A 17,398-nucleotide genomic window follows, 5' to 3' on the forward strand; every position below is an offset into this window, starting at 1 on the left:
CAAATACATCTGTATAGAATTTTCTAATCAAAAAATTTATTTAAAACATATATGTAGGAAACTTTTTTTATCAAAAAATATCTCAAACACATTTGTAAAAGATTTTCCAATTGTTGGAAAATACAAAACATTCGTGCAAGAAACTTTTTTATCCAAAAAATATCTCAAACATGTTTGCAAAGGGTTTCCAATGATTGAAAAATGTAAAACATTCATGTAGGAAACTTTTTTATCCAAAAAATATCTCAAACACGTTTGTAAAAGGTTTTCCAATGATTGGAAAATGAAAAACATTCGTACAGAAAACTTTTTTTGTAAAAATTTGAGCAAAACAAATTGAAATTAGGTCAAAGACACGAAAATTTTGGAGAAATATCAAAATATTTTCGTGCGTTTGACCTACTTATCTTTTATTTCAAACTGAACTATTATAAAAATTTCTTATCTTTGCCCTTTATTTTTTGAGTAATGAAAAAGAAACAAACCATTGAGGTACAAGGAGCAAGAGTACATAATTTAAAAAATATAGACGTAAGTATTCCTCGTGGAGCATTAGTTGTTATTACAGGTCTTTCTGGTTCGGGAAAATCTTCTTTGGCATTTGATACTATTTATGCCGAAGGACAACGGCGCTATATCGAAACTTTCTCAGCGTATGCAAGACAATTTCTGGGAGGATTGGAACGCCCTGATGTAGATAAAATTGATGGGCTATCTCCTGTTATTGCCATTGAACAGAAAACAACCTCCAAGTCGCCTCGTTCTACGGTTGGAACGATTACAGAAATTTATGATTTCTTACGACTGTTATTTGCTCGTGCTTCCGATGCGTATAGCTATCTCTCTGGCGAAAAAATGGTAAGTTATTCCGATTCCCAAATTCAAGAACTAATTCTTTCTAAATATAAAGGCGTTAATATCAATATTCTGGCACCTATTATACAATCGCGCAAAGGACACTACCGAGAACTTTTTGAACAAATTGCCAAGCAAGGCTTTGTAAAAGTTCGCGTTGATGGCCAAATATGCGATATAGAGCAAGGAATGAAACTTGACCGATACAAAACACACGATATTGAAATTGTTATTGACCGAATAAAAATAAGTCATGATGAGAATTCGCTTAAACGACTCTCTGATAGCTTACAAGTAGCTATACAACAAGGCAATGGCGTACTTATGATACTTGCACAAGGAGAAAACAAACCACGATATTTCAGTAGAAACTTAATGTGCCCTTCGACAGGTATTTCATATCCACTACCCGAACCGAATACTTTTTCATTCAATTCACCCAAAGGAATGTGCCCACATTGCAATGGCTTAGGGATTGTTCAAGAAGTAAATATTGACAAAATTGTTCCAAATAAATCACTCTCTATCAAAAGTGGAGCTATTGCCCCCATTGGAGAAGCTGATAATAAATGGATTTTCAAGCAAATAGAACTTATTTTGCTTCGTTTTGGACACAAAATAACCGATGCTTTTAACGATTTATCTCCTGAATGTGTTCAAATGCTTTTTTATGGAGGTGATGAACAATTTTCAACCAAATTAGAATCGGCGGGAGTTACCAAGACACATTCTATTCATTTCAAAGGAATTATCAATTTTATTCAAAGCCAACAAGAATCTGACAACGCCTCTATTCAACGCTGGGCAAAAGAATTTACAGACGAAAAAATCTGTCCAGAATGTCAAGGAACCCGATTGCGAAAAGAAGCTCTTTTCTTCCGCATCAATGAGTATAATATCTCACAACTTGCAACAATGGATATGGACGAATTAGCTCAATGGTTCAAACATTTACCTGAAAAACTATCTGCAAAACAACAAAAAATTGCTTCAGAAATTATTAAAGAAATTACTTCTCGAATAGGTTTTTTGTTAGATGTAGGGTTAAATTATTTGTCACTTAATCGAAGTTCTAAATCACTTTCAGGAGGCGAGGCGCAACGCATTCGATTGGCTACACAAATAGGTTCAAAACTGACCAATGTACTCTATATTCTGGACGAACCAAGTATCGGATTGCATCAACGAGATAACGAACGTTTGATACATTCGTTGAAAGCCTTGCGCGATATTGGCAACTCAATCTTGGTTGTTGAACACGATGCTGATATGATTTTGCATGCTGATTATATAATTGACATTGGTCCCAAAGCTGGAAAAAATGGAGGGGAAATCATTTTTGCAGGAACTCCTTCTCAGATGATGAAAAAAAATACTTTAACTGCCAATTATTTAAACGGAAAACAAAAAATAGAAATTCCTACTCAATACCGAAAAGGCAATGGGAAAAGCATTGTACTTTCTGGTTGTACAGGTAATAATCTAAAAAATGTTAGTGTTTCCTTTCCTTTGGGAAAAATTATTGGTGTTACTGGCGTGTCGGGAAGTGGTAAATCAACTCTTATCAACGAAACGCTTTATCCTATTTTGAATGCACATTTTTACAATGCTGTCAAAAAACCAATGCCTTATACTTCAATTGAAGGACTTGAATATATTGACAAAGTAATTGATATAGACCAATCACCTATCGGACGTACACCAAGGTCTAATCCTGCCACTTATACAGGAGTTTTCAGTGAAATAAGAGACCTTTTTGCCAAAACTCCTGAAGCAATGATACGTGGGTACAAGCCTGGTCGATTTTCTTTCAATGTAAAAGGAGGAAGATGTGAAACTTGCGAAGGTGCAGGACTTAAAGTAATTGAAATGAATTTCTTGCCCGATGTTTATGTAGAATGCGAAACCTGCAATGGCAAGCGTTTTAACCGCGAAACACTCGAAATTCGTTACAAAGGTAAATCAATCGCCGATGTTTTAGAAATGACCATTGATGATGCTGTAACTTTCTTTGAACCTATTCCAAAAATATATCGAAAACTCAAAACAATACAAGATGTTGGCTTAGGATACATCACTCTGGGGCAACAATCAACAACACTCTCAGGAGGTGAAGCTCAACGAATCAAACTAGCTACTGAACTATCAAAACGAGATACAGGAAACACTTTTTATATTCTTGATGAACCAACAACAGGACTACATTTTGAAGATATTAACGTACTGATGGATGTTCTGAATCGGCTTGCCGACCGCGGAAATACTATATTGATAATCGAACACAACTTAGATGTTATCAAAATGGCTGATTATATTATTGACATTGGTAAAGAAGGCGGAAAAGGTGGTGGCGAAATCATTGCTTATGGCACACCCCAAGAAGTTGCTCAAAGCAAAAATAGTTATACAGCAAAATTTTTAAAAGAAATTCTAAGTAAATAAGTCAAAATGATGACAATAACCGATACGCATACACATTTGTATAGCGAAGAGTTCAATAATGACCGTAGCGAAATGATTCACAGAGCATTACAATTAGGTATTACACGATTTTTCGTACCTGCTATTGATTCGAATTATACCGAGCAAATGCTTCTTTTACAAGAAAAGTTCCCTTCTAATATATTTCTGATGAATGGACTTCATCCGTGTAGTGTAAGAGAAAATTATCAAGAGGAATTATCTCATATAGAGCAACTTATGAAAACATATCGTTTTTATGCTATCGGTGAAACAGGAATTGATTTATATTGGGATAAAACTTTTTTCAAAGAGCAACAAGAAGCCTTTCGATGGCAAATTCGTCTTGCTAAAGAAAATAAATTACCTATTGTAATCCATTGCAGAGATGCTTTTGACGAGGTTTTTGAAATTCTCGAAGAAGAAAAATCGCCACTTTTACAGGGTATCTTTCATTGTTTTACAGGAACAGAACATCAGGCTTGGCTAGCTATCTCTTATGGTATGAAACTTGGAATAGGTGGTGTTGTTACTTTCAAAAATGGGAAAATTGACCAATTTTTACAAAATATACCTCTTGAACATATCGTATTAGAAACTGATGCTCCTTATTTAGCTCCTGTTCCCCACAGAGGCAAACGTAACGAAAGTGCTTATTTGACATATATAATAGAAAGATTATCAAATATTTACAAACTTCCTGAAACAACGATAGCTTCGGTTACTACCAATAATTCTAAAAAAGTTTTTGGTGTATAATGTAATATTTATAAAAATATTCCGTATCTTTGCCTGATAATTTGAAATAAAATTTCAACTAAAAGAATAATTATTTTGAGTGAATTCAGTGAAATAAGACCTTTTCATAACAGCGAAGTTTCAGAGGTTTTGAACCAATTTAAAAACCATGAAATGGTGCAGCAGTTATTACAAATTGGTTTTCCAAATCTTTCTAATGAAGAACGTAATAGAAAGTTATTGGAATGTCAAAAAATAACTGATTTTCAAGTCAAAATAATGTATCCCATCATTCAAGGTGTTATCAACAAAAGTGTGACAGAACTTTCAAGCGAAGGGTTTGATAAACTTGATACAAATAAAGCATTTCTGTTCATTTCTAACCATCGAGATATTATTTTAGATACTTCTTTTCTAAATTTTAAACTTCATGACTTTGGTCACAAAATGACAGCTTCAGCCGTAGGAGATAATCTAGTCAAAAAACCTCTTGTTTTAGCTTTTGCAAGACTTAATCGGAATTTTCTTATTCACAGAGGATTACCTCCTCGTGAAACTCTCGAAAAATCAAAAATTGTTTCTAAGTTTATCTATCGATATACTATTGAAAAAAAACGTTCTGTTTGGATAGCTCAACGTGAAGGACGAACCAAAGACGGCGACGACCGTACTCAACAAGGTGTACTGAAAATGCTTTCGATGAATTGCCCAAAAGAAATGCCTGTTATGCAATACTTCAAAACCTTACATATCGTTCCAACAGCTATTTCGTACGAATTTGACCCTACCGATGCAATGAAGATGCCTACTCTTTTAGCTCAACACGAAGGAATCGAATATATTAAAACAACAAATGAAGATTTTAATAATATTGTACAAGGATTTATCGGTCAAAAAGGGCGAGTGCATTTGAGTGTTGGTAGTCCACTTGATACAGAATTAGATATTATTGAAAAAGAGTTTTCACATCCAAACAGACAAATACAAGCATTAGCAGAATTGATGGATCAAAAAATTTATTCATTATATAAACTCTTTCCTACTAACTATATTGCATACGATTTGCTAACTGGTTTAAACGAATTTGCAAGTGAATATACTGAGAAAGAATTACGCCAATTTGAACGACGTATTGTCAATCGAAGCTCTTCAGATAACGAAATTTCAAAGCAAAAATTTCTTGAAATGTATGCTAATCCTGTACGAAATAAGTATAAATTATAATGAAAAAAGCACATATCCTTTTAATATATACAGGTGGAACCATCGGAATGGCAAAAGATTTTCAAACAGGAACTTTGAAAGCTTTTCATTTTGAAAAAATAACAGAACGCCTACCCGAATTATCGTTTTTAGATTGTGAAATAGATACTATTTCTTTTTCACAACCCATTGATTCGTCTGATATGAATCCTATTCTTTGGACAGAAATAGCCACTATTATACAAGATAACTATAACGCTTTTGATGGTTTTGTTATCTTGCACGGAAGTGATACAATGAGTTACTCTGCTTCTGCACTGAGTTTTATGTTAGAAAATCTGTCAAAACCTGTAATATTTACAGGTTCGCAACTTCCCATAGGAGATTTACGTACCGATGCCCGTGAAAATCTGATTACATCTATTCAATTAGCAAGCCTCAAAGAAAATAAACAAGCTATTATTCAAGAAGTTTGTTTGTATTTTGAATATAAATTGTATAGAGCTAATCGAACTACTAAAATTGATGCTGAAAATTTTCAAGCATTTGCTTCAATGAACTATCCAACATTGGCTGAAAGCGGTGTTCATCTGAAAATAAATAGAGAATATTTGTTTAGACGAAAAAATAATGTACCTTTGTCTGTTTTTAATCAGTTAGATACCAATGTTGCAATAATCAAAATATTCCCTGGAATTTCAGAGAAAATTTTGAACGGATTTTTATCTATTAATGGGCTAAAAGCTGTAGTTTTAGAAACATATGGTTCAGGGAATGCTCCAACAGGAAAATGGTTTTTAGATACACTTTCTGATGCTATAAAAAGAGGATTACATATAGTAAACGTAACTCAATGTGCAGGAGGAACAGTAATGCCAGGTATATATGATGCTGGTTCTTACTTTGATAAAATAGGAATTATCAACGGAAAAGATATTACAACCGAAGCAGCTATTAGCAAATTGATGTTTTTACTTGGAAAAAATATAAATGCTAAAGAACTGAAAATCAGATTTGAAACCCCTATATGTGGAGAAATTTCAAAAAAAAGTTTATAAAAAATTTGTTCAATTAAAAAAAAAGCTATAATTTAGCTCTTTGTAACAGAGAGGTGTCCGAGTGGTTGAAGGAGCACGCCTGGAAAGTGTGTATACGTCAAAAGCGTATCGAGGGTTCGAATCCCTTCCTCTCTGCACAAAATAAAATTGTAAACGTAAAACCCTTTTTAATTATAATAACATTTAAAATTTTTAAAAGATGAGAAAAATGTATGCTAAGGTAGCATTCGTTGCTATGTTAATTATGAATGTCGCTATTGTAAATGCACAAGAAGTAGCTGAAACAGCTGAACAATCACAAAGTTTTCACCAAGTACTAAAACAACGTTTTATTGAGGGTGGACCTGAATTTATGGGAATCGTACTCTTGTGCTTGATACTTGGTTTAGCCGTAGCTATTGAACGGATTATTTTCTTGAATGCTTCTACTACAAACTCTAAGAAATTATTAGCAAAAGTTGAAGATGCCCTTCAAAATGGTGGTGTTGAAGCAGCTAAGGAAGTATGCCGTAACACTCCTGGTCCAGTAGCATCTATCTTTTATCAAGGTCTTGACCGTGTAAATGAAGGCTTAGATGTAGTAGAAAAATCAGTGGTATCTTACGGAGGTGTTCAAATGGGTCAATTAGAGAAAAATGTATCTTGGATTTCACTCTTTATCGCTGTAGCTCCGATGCTTGGGTTTATGGGAACGGTAATTGGTATGATTTTGGCGTTCGATAAAATTAGTGCTGCAGGAGGATTAGATGCTTCACTCATTGCAGGAGATATTAAAGTAGCATTACTTACTACTGTATTTGGTCTTATTGTTGCTATTATTCTTCAAGTATTCTACAACTATATCATTGCTAAAATTGATGCAATTGTAAATGATATGGAAGATGCTTCTATCTCATTGATTGATTTACTTGTAAGATTTAAAAAGTAATAAATTTTATTTGAATAAAAAATCGTAAATTATGTATAAAATATCAAAAATAAGTGTCTATATCTTAGGTATTATAGGAGCTATTCTATGGATTGCTCTTGCAGGATTTGCCGATGGAAATGACATAAATAATGCTCCTATGCAATGGATGTTCATCATTTCGTACATACTTTTAGCAATAGCAATTTTGATGGCAACAATTTCAGGGGCTAAGAACATAATGTCTTCACCCAAAGCATTGAAAAAAACACTTCTATATACAGGAGTATTCGTCGTTATTGTATTAGTTTCGTATCTTCTTGCTATGGGAGAATCTAACACAACAGAACATTGGGTAAGTACAGGTCTAATTGCATTCTACATTCTTACAGCGATGGCTACAGGATTACTTATATTCACAGGTATTAAGAATGCTTTAATAAAATAATAATACTATGGCAAAAAGAGCAATACCTGAGGTAAATGCAGGTTCGATGGCTGATATTGCTTTCTTGTTGTTGATTTTCTTCTTAGTAACAACAACTATCGAAACGAATGCAGGTATATCGACCAAATTGCCTCCCAAAGTAGAAAAACCAGATACCCCTCCTGTTAAGGAACGTAATCTGTTTGTAGTAATTGTTAATAAAAATAATCAACTTTTGGTAAGAGACCAATTGATGAATATTAAAGATTTGCGAAAAGCAACTAAGGAATTTTTAGATAATGGTGGTGGTGTAGGAGATATGGCTTGCAAACACTGTAAAGGTGCTAAATCAGAAAGTTCTTCTGAAAATCCAGATCAAGCTGTTATTTCTTTGCAAAATGATCGTGAAACTTCGTATAACACGTATATTGCTGTTCAGAATGAACTTATTGCAGCTTATAACGAACTTAGAGAACGGGAACGTCAAAGACTTTTTCCCAATGAAGTTTCTTACGTAGAAATGGATGCAGAGTTCAATGCAGCAAAAACTCCAAAAGCTCGTAAAGATGCTCTAAAACCTAAAATCGAAGAATTACAAAAGCTATATCCACGTAAGTTGGTTGAAGCAAGTATTAAGAAAAATTAAAATTTAGAACAAATGGCAAAATTTACAAAGAAAAAAAGTGGTGAATTGCCTCCTGTTTCAACAGCATCTTTACCCGATATCGTATTTATGCTCTTGTTCTTCTTTATGACCGTAACACAAATGAAAAATAGTGATCTTATGGTTTATAATGAAGTTCCTACTGCTAATCAAGTACAGAAATTGGATAAAAAAGACCCTGTTATGTACGTTTTTGCAGGAGAACCTTTGGAAAGATTTCAAGCAAAATATGGTAAGAATGCAAAATTACAAATAAATGATAAATTTGCTGAGGTAAAAGAAGTTGCCCCTTTTGTACTCAAATACAAAGATGGACTTCGACAAGAATTACAAGATATTTTTATTACTGCTTTAAAAGTAGATAAAGATACCAAAATGGGGATTGTTAGTGATGTGAAAGAAGAATTACGTAATATTAACGCTTTGAAAATCACTTATATTACCAAAGAAGGTAATGCTATTGAAGCATTAGGTAAATAAATATAGTATATGTCTATAACTAAAAGTGCTTTACAAATTGATGTAAAGCACTTTTTTATTTCATTTTTGGTTTGTACATTTGCAAAAAAATTCAAATGAAATCAATTATTTTTTTTATCTTACTTTTTCTAAGTATTCAAAACACATTTACTCAAATAGATTCTACGCAAATTGACACAAAATATTTGGAAGACCAATTTTATATTGGTATTTCGTATAATCTATTGACTAATAAGCCTTCGAAAGTTAATCAATACAATCTTTCTAGAAGCATGTATGGAGGATTTATCAGAGATATTCCAATGAATAAACAACGTAATATAGGTATTGGAATCGGTATTGGATACTCGTACAACCTGATATATACTAATATTAAAGCCACTTCAACTTCTTCGAAAATATTATATGATATTGTTTCAATGAATGATAATAATATAGAAAAAAATTATTATCAATGGCACTCTATGGATTTTATTCCTATGGAATTTCGATGGAGAACATCTACTGCTTATTATCACAAATTTTGGCGTATTTATACGGGAATAAAAGCTTCATATTTATTCGGTTCGAGCTATCGAATGAAAAATGACACAGAACAATTGTTTTACAAAAGTCCCGATACTCAAAAATATTTTGAATGGAAAATATACACATCTGTTGGGCATAATACTTGGAATTTGTTTGTACAATATTCTTTGCGCCCACTTTTCAAAGATCAAACAACCCAATCGGGAGTTCCTATTGATATGAATGTACTCAATATTGGTTTAATATTTTATATTTTATAACAATTTTTTACACAAAATAATTAGAATACTAATTTATTATTTATTTAACATTTAATATAAATAAAACTCTTATATTTGCCCTCGAAATAGTAATTTTAATTTTATCATTATGGGATTTTTAAAAGAATTCAAAGAATTTGCCGTAAAAGGAAATGTAGTTGACATGGCTGTTGGGGTTATCATAGGTGGAGCTTTTGGGAAAATAGTTAGCTCTTTTATTGAAGATGTTATTACCCCTCTTCTTCTTACACCTGCATTAGAAGCTGCAAATTTAAAAAACATTGAAGAACTTACAATCTTCGGAGGTGTTAAGTACGGAATGTTTCTCTCTGCGGTAATTAACTTTGTTATTATTGCATTTATTTTATTCTTGATGATTAAAGGAATAAATAAACTTAAAAATGAAAAACCTGCAGAAGAACCAGCTGCACCAGCAGGTCCTACTCAAGAGGAACTTTTGTCTGAAATCAGAGATTTGTTGAAAAACAAATAAGAAAGATGTATGACTTGTAATCATTTCTACGCACAAATTAGTAATGTTAAACCACGCCCAAAGAGCGTGGTTTTTTATTAGATATATATTTTTTTAATATTTATGATACAAATCTATTTTCAGTTAAAGATACTTTTTGTTCAGCATAAGCCTTATCAACATTAAATGTTTTAATTTCTGTACCTGGTAAATCATACATCGCATCTGTGAGAATAGTTTCACAAAGAGAACGTAATCCACGAGCTCCAAGTTTATATTCAATCGCCTTTTCAACAATATAATCAAGCGCTTGTTCGTCTATCGAAAAATCTATCCCATCCATGGCAAAAAGTTTGGTGTATTGCTTAATAATAGCATTTTTCGGTTCAGTCAAAATCATTCTTAGCGCCTTTTTATCAAGCGGATTCATATGAGTTAATACAGGTAATCGGCCTATAATTTCAGGAATTAGTCCAAAATCTTTTAAATCTTTCGGGGTCAAATATTGCAATAAATTTTCGTGATCAATTCGAGCTTCTTTTGAAGCACTATAACCAACAGCTTGCATATTCATTCGCTTGGAAATAATAGATTCTATTCCATCAAAAGCACCTCCTGCAATGAATAAAATATGCTCTGTATTTACCTCAATGTATTTTTGATCTGGATGTTTTCTACCTCCTTTGGGTGGTACATTAACTATCGAACCTTCCAAAAGTTTTAGTAAAGCTTGTTGTACTCCCTCTCCTGAAACGTCTCGCGTAATAGAAGGATTTCCACTTTTACGAGCAATTTTATCAATTTCATCAATAAAAACAATTCCTTTTTCAGCTTTTTCTACATTATAATCTGCTGCTTGCAACAAACGAGTAAGTATACTTTCTACATCTTCCCCAACATATCCTGCTTCGGTAAGCACTGTAGCATCAACAATAGCCAAAGGAACATTTAACATTTTAGCAATAGTCTTGGCAATCAAGGTTTTTCCTGTTCCTGTTTGCCCAACCATTATAATATTACTCTTTTGTATTTCGACCTCATTCTCATCATTGGGCTGTATCAACCGCTTATAATGATTATATACAGCAACTGAAAGTACCTTTTTAGTATAATCTTGACCTATAACATATTGGTCTAAAAACGTTTTTATTTCTTGGGGCTTCTTGAGAATAATCTCCTCATTAGATTCCTTTACTGAATTGATATATTCCAAATCAGCCATCCACATAGCGTAACCTTGTTCTATACAATGATTACAAATATACGCATTAGTGCCACCACTTGAAATAAGCAATTCAACTTCTTCGCGGATACGCCCACAAAAAGAACAGGAAGCATTTTTTTCACTCATAAATAATCAATATTGATATATAATTTAGAATTTTATTTTGCAAATATTTAGTTACTCGATATACAAGGTTTTGTCTTTTGGATATTTAATGATATATTCTAATTCAAGTTCCTGTTTCTGAGTAGGTTGTAATGAAATAAACCATTGTATGATACCTGTTTCTTTATTTAGTTTGCCATTAGAAATATTTTTGGTAATAACTTCAATTTCTTTGTTAGTCGAAACAGGTATTTGATCAAAAACTAAAAGCTTTATAGGTTGATTTTTATTATTTCGAATGGTAATTTTCCAAAGTTTTGAAACTTCTTTTCGGTTACCAATGAATTGTTTGGTATCAAAATCTTTTACTTTTTCACGTTGAATAGAAACTTTGCTATCTTGTCCAAGCGAAATTTTCAATGTATCAGAAATTTGTGAAGTAGATAATTGTGTTTTGCCAACATAAGTATCTTCAAAGAAAATAGCAGCTTCTCCTTCTAACAAATTATATTTTTCCCAATCTGTAACATATCCTAAAAGAAAAGCTGTTGATTCAACTTTGGGTACTACATGATATTGATAATCAGTCGGTAATTCAATTGCTTGCATTTCAACTACGTAATTCTGATTATTAGATTTAATAGAATAAAGTTCCATTATTTCAAATTGGATATTAGTTGGAGTAGATGAAGTTTGTAAATCTATATAGTCCTTTTCAGGAGAAACAACATTGATATTTCCATTGAGTGCTTTGGCTATTTTTTTTTCTCCAAAAGATTCACGATTATTTGTATTTTCTTCAATTCTTTTTGCATATCCTGTCATCACAACCTCTTCTAACTCTTGATTATCTTCTTCTAACTGAATAGTCATAATAGATTTAGGAGCAACCAACTGCGATTTAAAACCAATAGACGAAATTTCTAACATATTTGTTCCGACTTTTTCAGCACTAATAGAAAATTTTCCATCAAAATCAGTAGAAACACCATGTTCTTTTCCTTTGACAATAATCGAAACTCCTGGTAAAGGTTCTCCTTGTTGATCAACAACAATTCCTTGAATAAGACCTCTAACTGAATTGATTGATTTCTGTTGCTTTTGATAAGAAGGAGGTCGTGTATTGTATCCAAGAAAATAAGTTTTCAATTCGGGAGCATCATTGTTAATATAAGGATTTGCCGAAGAAAGTTTGAGTTTAACATTTTCCCAATCTTCTTTTGTATCTTGTTTAACATTCGCTTTGTAAATCAAAGTTATTGGACGAGAAATATCAGTCGTACGCAGGTCATAACTTGGTGTCCAAGAAGCATTTTCAACAACATAAGATAACTCGAATGGAACGGAGATTGTTTTTTCAGAATTTATTTTTACGACAATTTCACTAGTTTCAATATTGAGTTTCCCTGAAATTGTACTTTTCTGATTTTCAACTTCATGTTGTTTTTTAATGAGCTCTACAAGTCGATTGTTCCGTTCATTTTCTTTGAATTTTAAATCTGTAATTCGTTGGTTATAAAAATCTAAAACTTGTTGCAAATTTGTAGCAGAAATAGGATTATTTTTACCGCTTAAATCTTTATTCTTTTGTAATAAATCAATATTTTCTTTAATAATTGATAAATGAGTGCGTTCAATTTTTATTTGATTTTCAAGCGTTTCGAGCGTTTTATTTAATAATTCAATCTCAGAAGGTGTTTTTAATTTATCTAAAAAATTTATTTGATGAGATACAGACAATATAGTAATTCCTGATATAGCTTTCAAATGAATACTTTCAGAATTGATATAAGGTGATAAATCTTTGAATTTCAATTCAGTAATACCTTTTGATATTTCAATTTGCTTTTTTCGTACTATTTGAGCTCCATTACTAAAAATAGTAACTTCATTAACTTTTGTCTTAACTTCTCTCAATTGTTGTTGTCCATAGGTACAAAGACTTAAAAATACAACAATGCTACAAATAATTATTCTCATAGAAATAATATTAAAAACTTTGCCCTCATTAGAAAAGGCAAAGTTTTATTAGATTAACTACGTATTAACACTTCATCTATAATTCCATATTCTTTTGCTTCTTGTGCAATCATCCAATAATCTCTTTCCGAATCATTGTATATTTTCTCAAAGGGTTGTCCTGAATGTTTGGCTATAATTTCATATAGTTCATTTTTTATTTTCAACATTTCTTTGAGATTTATTTCTACATCAGTAGCTACTCCATGCGCACCCCCCGAAGGCTGATGAATCATAACACGTGAATGAGGAAGTCCAGAACGTTTTCCTTTGGCCCCTGCACACAAAAGAATAGCTCCCATAGAAGCAGCCATACCTGTACAAATAGTCGCCACATCAGGTTTGATAAACTGCATGGTATCATAAATACCTAATCCCGCATATACATCTCCTCCTGGTGAATTGATATAAATTTGTACATCTTTCTGACTATCAACACTTTCTAAGAATAAAAGTTGTGCCTGAATTACATTTGCCATTTGAGAATTAACATCTGTTCCCAAAAAAATAATTCTATCCATCATCAAGCGAGAAAAAACATCCATTTGCGCTACATTCAACTGGCGTTCTTCCATAATATATGGAGTCATACTTGCTATTATTTTATCATAATATAAGCTATTGACACCCCGATGTTTGATCGCATATTTTCTAAATTCTTTTGAATAGTTCATTTCTAAATTTTATTGATTTTTTTTAGTTTTCATTTGGAAAAACTTCTTTGATAAATTCATCGTAAGTAACTTCTTTTTTGTCCAAATTCAGATTTTCTTTATAGAAAGTAATCAGTTTTTGGCTCAAAATCTGCTGATTAAGACGATTTAGTTCTTCCTGATTTTGCATAATACGCTTTACAATATCTTCAATCTGTGCATCATCAGGAGGCATTCCAAATTGTAACATCTGCTGGCGTACATAATTTTTAGCAAATTCTTTCAATTCTTCAAAAGTTACTCGCAAATTATTATCTGCAATTATTTTTCCTTCAATAAGCTGATAACGAAGTCCTTTTTCTGATTTTTCGTACTCATCGTTTGCTTCTTCTTCGCTTAAAACTTTTTCGCCTGCTGTACGAAGCCATTTTTTCAAAAATTCGGAAGGAAGTTCAAATTTTGTAGTATCTAACAAATAATCAGTCGTATCATTAAGTAATTGTTGGTCAGCTTGTTGTGCGTACTGTTGTTTTGCATTTTCAGCTATTTTAGTACGAAGTTCTGCTTCTGAGGTAACTTCTCCTGCAGGGAATAATTTATCAAAAAGTTCTTGATTTAACTCCGCTGGTTCACGTTTATTCACTTCTTCAATTGTAAATGTAACATCAACATTCAAATGATGAGCTTCATCATGAGACACTCCCAAGAAATGCATCAAATCGTGTACATCTTTGAAAAGATTTTGCGTATTGAGCGTAAGTTGATCGCCTACTTTTTTACCTTTGAATTCTTTAAAACTCTTATCTGATAATGTTTCTACTTTAAAAGTTGATGTTTTGTCAATATTTTTTTCTTCATTGAAAAAACTTCCTGTAAGTTCAATATTTTCAGTAACTTTTGCTTCTGTAACCAATTTACCAAACTGCGTACGAATACGCTCTACTTGGTTATCAATGACACTATCTTCTACTTTTATATCAAAGAAACGAACTCCTTTTTTGGGTTGTAAATTCACGTCAAAAGCTGGTGCTAATCCTATTTCAAAATCAAAAGTTAGACTTTCAGCATCCCAATCAATATCATTTTCTTTTGGAAGCGGATTTCCTAAAATATCCAATTTTTCATCAACCAAATATTTGTTTAATGAGTCTTGCAATAACCGGTTAATTTCTTCAACTTGTATAGCTCTTCCATATTGTTTTCTAATCATTCCCATCGGAACGTGTCCTTTACGAAACCCTGGTATATTAGCTGTTTTACGATAATTATTCAAAGTATTTTCTACTTTGTCAGTATAATCTGCTCTGTCAATTGTTACGCTAAGTACCGCATTTAGTGGGTTTATTTGTTCTTTGGTAATTTTCATTTGTTTTTGTATTAAATGCTAAAAATTCGGTCGGCAAAGGTAACATAAATAATTGAGGTTGTCAAATTTTTTTTACAAAATATCTCTTAAAACAAATGTCTTGTTTTGATTTTTTCTTTATTACTGAGAAAAATAAAAAAAATCGCTCCTACAAAGAGCGATTTTATATTGATTTTAATCTATTCAAAGGAATTCACTTACCGAATGATAAGGCAAGTTTAGTGAAGTTGCTACACCTTTGAAGACAACTTTGTGGTCAATTATATTAAGACCTTGCTGTAAATCAGGGTATTTGCGGCAGGCTTCTTTCCAACCCAAATTTGCTAACTTAACCACATACGGAAGTGTAGCATTAGTCAAGGCTTGTGTGGAGGTCATCGGGACGGCACCTGGAATATTCGCTACACAATAATGTACAATACCATCTACTTCGTAAATAGGTTCGGTATGTGTGGTAGGTCGTGTGGTTTCAAAGCAACCTCCTTGATCTACTGAAACATCAACCAAAACACTACCTTTTTGCATCAATTTAAGCATCTGTTTGGTAACCAAATGAGGAGCTTTCTCCCCAACAGTTAAAGTTGCTCCCACAACCAAATCGGCGGTTTTGAGTAATTCTGAAATCACATACTGATTGGAATATTGGGTAACTACATTTTTCGGCAACACTTCACTTAGGTAACGAAGTCGGTTCAAATTCACGTCCAAAATGGCAACATTGGCTCCCATACCAGCAGCTACTTGTGCGGCTTGTGTTCCCACGACCCCTGCTCCTATTACAACAACATTGGCAGGTCGCACTCCTGGTACACCGCCAAGCAAAATTCCTTTGCCTCCTTGTGGTTTTTCCAAATATTTAGCTCCTTGTTGAATAGACATTCTTCCTGCTACTTCACTCATTGGGGTAAGCAAAGGCAACCTTCCGTTTTGGTCAATAACTGTTTCGTAAGCGATACAAATGGCGCCACTTTTCAAAAGGGCATCGGTTAGTTTTTGAGAAGAAGCCAAGTGCAGATAAGTAAATAATACTTGATTTTTGCGCAAAAGTCCGTATTCTTGTTCAATAGGTTCTTTGACCTTAACAATCATATCGGCGGTTTGATACACCTGCTCAATGGTATCGAGCAGTTCTGCACCAGCATTTACGTAGTCTTGGTCTGAAAATCCGCTACCTTGACCAGCTGTTTTCTGCACAAATACTTGGTGATGATGTTTTTCAACAAGCTCCATAACACCTGCGGGAGTCATTGCCACTCGGCTTTCTTGAGCTTTAATCTCTTTGGGTATTCCTATTTTCATATTAAATTATAATTAAATTTAGCTCGTACAAAGGTACGAGTTTTTATTTTAAAATATATTTTTTGTTGAGAAAAAAAATTTTTTTCTCGATAGAAATTGTTTTATAAAAAAAAAGTTTTAACTTTACGCCAAATTAAAATATATCATGTTTTATGAAAAATGTAAACTTAGGACTGCTTATTATGCGCTTATCGGTGGGAGTACTTATGCTTCTGCATGGAATAGCAAAACTCAACGGGGTAGGACACATTAAAGGCATGCTTGAAAATCAAGGGTTGCCTACAATTCTGGCGTATGGAGCTTATTTAGGCGAAATTGTTGCACCTTTGCTTCTTATTGTAGGCTATCGAACTCGCTTTGCGGCACTTATGCTTGTAATAAATTGCATCGCAATCATCTTTTTAGGAGGTTACTCTGTATTGGGATTGGGACAATATGGAGGCTGGAGTGCTGAACTTCCGGGGTTGTTCTTATTTGGTGCGCTAGCTCTTTTTTTCACAGGAGGAGGAAAATATGCGCTCTCGACCAAAAGTAGTTGGGATTAAATTTCGTTTAAAATTTATCACTACAAGGTTTATTGCATCGTGTATATAATGGCAATAAGCCTTGTTTTTCGTTAGTAAAAAATAGGAATTGACAAAGCGACTGCAACCGAAATTATTTATACATATAATAATGT

16 protein-coding genes and 1 tRNA gene are annotated in these 17,398 nt (G+C 32.9%); 12 read left to right on the top strand and 5 right to left on the bottom strand.

The features are described 5' to 3' along the window. Positions 1-468 precede the first annotated feature (468 nt). From uvrA to mscL, 11 genes are all read left to right on the top strand, one after another. The gene (uvrA, locus tag OO775_RS07515) at positions 469-3,297 is read left to right on the top strand and encodes an excinuclease ABC subunit UvrA (protein ID WP_264846462.1); all 2,829 of its coding nucleotides are present in this window, start codon (positions 469-471) and stop codon (positions 3,295-3,297) included. 15 nt (positions 3,298-3,312) lie between these two features. Next, on the top strand, positions 3,313-4,074 hold the full coding sequence (locus OO775_RS07520; protein WP_264846515.1) for a TatD family hydrolase: 762 nt from the start codon (positions 3,313-3,315) through the stop codon (positions 4,072-4,074). Positions 4,075-4,149: 75 nt separating this feature from the next. Then, positions 4,150-5,277, top strand: a complete 1,128-nt coding sequence (locus OO775_RS07525; RefSeq protein ID WP_264846463.1) for a 1-acyl-sn-glycerol-3-phosphate acyltransferase — start codon at positions 4,150-4,152, stop codon at positions 5,275-5,277. Beyond that, a complete protein-coding gene (locus OO775_RS07530; RefSeq protein WP_373874559.1) occupies positions 5,274-6,314 on the top strand; it encodes an asparaginase in 1,041 nt (346 codons plus the stop codon). Before OO775_RS07525 ends, OO775_RS07530 begins: the two co-directional genes overlap by 4 nt. Positions 6,315-6,361: 47 nt before the next feature. Further along, positions 6,362-6,449 (top strand) — tRNA-Ser (locus OO775_RS07535). A 64-nt stretch (positions 6,450-6,513) separates the two neighbouring features. Beyond that, the gene (locus OO775_RS07540) at positions 6,514-7,242 is read left to right on the top strand and encodes a MotA/TolQ/ExbB proton channel family protein (protein ID WP_264846465.1); all 729 of its coding nucleotides are present in this window, start codon (positions 6,514-6,516) and stop codon (positions 7,240-7,242) included. A 31-nt stretch (positions 7,243-7,273) separates the two neighbouring features. Next, positions 7,274-7,669, top strand: a complete 396-nt coding sequence (locus tag OO775_RS07545; protein ID WP_264846466.1) for a hypothetical protein — start codon at positions 7,274-7,276, stop codon at positions 7,667-7,669. A 7-nt stretch (positions 7,670-7,676) separates the two neighbouring features. Beyond that, positions 7,677-8,294 carry an ExbD/TolR family protein gene (locus OO775_RS07550; RefSeq protein ID WP_264846467.1) on the top strand — a complete coding sequence of 206 codons (618 nt, stop codon included), beginning with the start codon at positions 7,677-7,679 and terminating at the stop codon, positions 8,292-8,294. Positions 8,295-8,306: 12 nt separating this feature from the next. Then, positions 8,307-8,792 (top strand): ExbD/TolR family protein, encoded by a 486-nt coding sequence (locus tag OO775_RS07555; protein ID WP_264846468.1) that lies wholly within the window; start codon positions 8,307-8,309, stop codon positions 8,790-8,792. A 95-nt stretch (positions 8,793-8,887) separates the two neighbouring features. Continuing rightward, positions 8,888-9,580: an outer membrane beta-barrel protein gene (locus OO775_RS07560; protein WP_264846469.1), complete on the top strand. Its 693-nt coding sequence runs from the start codon at positions 8,888-8,890 to the stop codon at positions 9,578-9,580. Between the two features lie 109 nt (positions 9,581-9,689). Then, complete coding sequence (mscL, locus tag OO775_RS07565) at positions 9,690-10,073, top strand: large-conductance mechanosensitive channel protein MscL (protein ID WP_264846470.1); 384 nt, start codon at positions 9,690-9,692, stop codon at positions 10,071-10,073. A 100-nt stretch (positions 10,074-10,173) separates the two neighbouring features. Here the strand turns inward: mscL and clpX are convergent, their stop codons facing one another. From clpX to ald, 5 genes are all read right to left on the bottom strand, one after another. Beyond that, positions 10,174-11,403: an ATP-dependent Clp protease ATP-binding subunit ClpX gene (clpX, locus tag OO775_RS07570; protein WP_264846471.1), complete on the bottom strand. Its 1,230-nt coding sequence runs from the start codon at positions 11,401-11,403 to the stop codon at positions 10,174-10,176. 51 nt (positions 11,404-11,454) lie between these two features. Further along, complete coding sequence (locus OO775_RS07575) at positions 11,455-13,362, bottom strand: mucoidy inhibitor MuiA family protein (protein WP_264846472.1); 1,908 nt, start codon at positions 13,360-13,362, stop codon at positions 11,455-11,457. Between the two features lie 53 nt (positions 13,363-13,415). After that, on the bottom strand, positions 13,416-14,075 hold the full coding sequence (locus tag OO775_RS07580) for an ATP-dependent Clp protease proteolytic subunit (protein ID WP_264846473.1): 660 nt from the start codon (positions 14,073-14,075) through the stop codon (positions 13,416-13,418). A gap of 22 nt (positions 14,076-14,097) precedes the next feature. Then, positions 14,098-15,420, bottom strand: a complete 1,323-nt coding sequence (gene tig / locus OO775_RS07585; protein WP_264846474.1) for a trigger factor — start codon at positions 15,418-15,420, stop codon at positions 14,098-14,100. 183 nt (positions 15,421-15,603) lie between these two features. Continuing rightward, positions 15,604-16,719: an alanine dehydrogenase gene (ald, locus tag OO775_RS07590; protein WP_264846475.1), complete on the bottom strand. Its 1,116-nt coding sequence runs from the start codon at positions 16,717-16,719 to the stop codon at positions 15,604-15,606. A gap of 152 nt (positions 16,720-16,871) precedes the next feature. Between ald and OO775_RS07595 the strand changes: the two genes are divergently transcribed. Continuing rightward, positions 16,872-17,264 (top strand): DoxX family protein, encoded by a 393-nt coding sequence (locus tag OO775_RS07595; RefSeq protein WP_264846476.1) that lies wholly within the window; start codon positions 16,872-16,874, stop codon positions 17,262-17,264. Positions 17,265-17,398 lie beyond the last annotated feature (134 nt).

This window comes from Capnocytophaga catalasegens, assembly GCF_026005215.1.
GTDB classification, from domain to species: Bacteria; Bacteroidota; Bacteroidia; order Flavobacteriales; family Flavobacteriaceae; genus Capnocytophaga; species Capnocytophaga catalasegens.

Coding starts and splice junctions, on each gene's coding strand:
- OO775_RS07595 (WP_264846476.1), top strand. CDS start 16,872: ATGAAAAATGTAAACTTAGGACTGCTTATTATGCGCTTATCGGTGGGA.
- OO775_RS07555 (WP_264846468.1), top strand. CDS start 8,307: ATGGCAAAATTTACAAAGAAAAAAAGTGGTGAATTGCCTCCTGTTTCA.
- OO775_RS07575 (WP_264846472.1), bottom strand. CDS start 13,362: ATGAGAATAATTATTTGTAGCATTGTTGTATTTTTAAGTCTTTGTACC.
- ald (WP_264846475.1), bottom strand. CDS start 16,719: ATGAAAATAGGAATACCCAAAGAGATTAAAGCTCAAGAAAGCCGAGTG.
- OO775_RS07550 (WP_264846467.1), top strand. CDS start 7,677: ATGGCAAAAAGAGCAATACCTGAGGTAAATGCAGGTTCGATGGCTGAT.
- OO775_RS07545 (WP_264846466.1), top strand. CDS start 7,274: ATGTATAAAATATCAAAAATAAGTGTCTATATCTTAGGTATTATAGGA.
- OO775_RS07580 (WP_264846473.1), bottom strand. CDS start 14,075: ATGAACTATTCAAAAGAATTTAGAAAATATGCGATCAAACATCGGGGT.
- OO775_RS07540 (WP_264846465.1), top strand. CDS start 6,514: ATGAGAAAAATGTATGCTAAGGTAGCATTCGTTGCTATGTTAATTATG.
- OO775_RS07560 (WP_264846469.1), top strand. CDS start 8,888: ATGAAATCAATTATTTTTTTTATCTTACTTTTTCTAAGTATTCAAAAC.
- tig (WP_264846474.1), bottom strand. CDS start 15,420: ATGAAAATTACCAAAGAACAAATAAACCCACTAAATGCGGTACTTAGC.
- uvrA (WP_264846462.1), top strand. CDS start 469: ATGAAAAAGAAACAAACCATTGAGGTACAAGGAGCAAGAGTACATAAT.
- clpX (WP_264846471.1), bottom strand. CDS start 11,403: ATGAGTGAAAAAAATGCTTCCTGTTCTTTTTGTGGGCGTATCCGCGAA.
- mscL (WP_264846470.1), top strand. CDS start 9,690: ATGGGATTTTTAAAAGAATTCAAAGAATTTGCCGTAAAAGGAAATGTA.